Below are 1,239 nucleotides of genomic sequence, written 5' to 3' on the forward strand. Positions count from 1 at the left end.
GTGGGACCACGTCGAGGACCCGGAGCGCGCGGCCGGCGTCCCCCGCGCCCGGCTGCTGGAGCGCGCCGGGGTCGCCCACCGGCGCGGCGACTCCTACGAGCGCTCCGCGGCGCTCCTGCGCGCCGCCGTCGCGGCCAGCCCCGGGGACGACGCCGCGTCCCGCCACCAGCGCGCCGGGTCCCTGCTCCAGCTGGCCGCGGTGATGTGGCAGCAGGGCGGGCAGGACGCCGCCCTGGACGTCAGCGCCGAGTCGCTCGCGCTGCTGCACGACGAGCAGCCCGGCCTGCACCGCGCCCGCGTCCTGGCGTGGCGGGCGAAGCGCCGGATGCTCCAGGGCCGCTACCGCGAGGCGATCCAGGCCGCCCGCGAGACCGCACCGATCGCCGCCGCGCTGGAGGACCACGCCGAGGGCGACGTCCGCAACGCGCTGGGCGTCGCGCTGATCTCGACCGGCGACGTCGAGGCCGGGCGGACCGAGCTGCGGGCGGCACTGCGGATCGCCCGCGACGGCGATCGCGTGCACGACATCTCGAGCGCCTGGGTCAACCACGCCGACGCGATGCACCTGATCGGGCGCTCCGCCGAGGCGGTCGACCTGACGCTCGAGGCGGTCGCGGAGCTCGACCGCCGGGGCGCCCGGCGCGACCTCTGGGTGGAGCTCGCCCTGGGCGAGTTCGCGTTCGCGGCGGGCGACTGGGATCTCGCCCGCGCCCACCTGCGCCAGCCGACGCGGGGCCTCGAGGGCCGGCGGCTCGTCAACCTCCTCATACGCCGCACGGTGATCGCCCTGGCCGACGGTCGCGACGACGACGCGGCCAAGGACCTGGCCCGCATCGCGCCGCTGCTGGACGGCGTCGTCGAGCCGCAGTTCCTCGGGCCGTACGCGGCGGCCGCCGGCGAGCTCGCGCGGCGCTGCGGCGACACCGCGGCGGGCCGCGCGGTGATCGACGAGGCGCTGGACCGGATGGAGTTCTGCACCGAGGACGCCGCGCGGCTGGCCGAGGCCGCGGCCGTCGGCGTGGCGCTGGAGGCCGACGTCGCCGTCCGCGCCCGCGACCGCGGCGAGGACCCGATCGCGGCGGTCGACCGGGCCTCCGCCCTGGCCGAGCGCGTCCGCGCCGCGGCGGAGCCCCACCGGCCCGTGGAGCGCGCGCTGCCTACGCGCACCAGGTTGCCGCGTGGCAGCGGCTGGCCGGCCGGAGTCGTACCCCCAAGCCGACACTCATCACCACGGGGACG

1 protein-coding gene is annotated in these 1,239 nt (G+C 78.6%); it reads left to right on the plus strand.

Translation table 11 applies throughout. The annotated features are described in order from the left end of the window. The coding region (locus AB0L40_RS27880; RefSeq protein WP_364362070.1) for a hypothetical protein at nucleotides 1-1,239 on the plus strand (1,239 nt) is incomplete at both ends.

The sequence above is a fragment of the Patulibacter sp. NPDC049589 genome (assembly GCF_040675535.1).
Lineage (GTDB): Bacteria > Actinomycetota > Thermoleophilia > Solirubrobacterales > Solirubrobacteraceae > Patulibacter.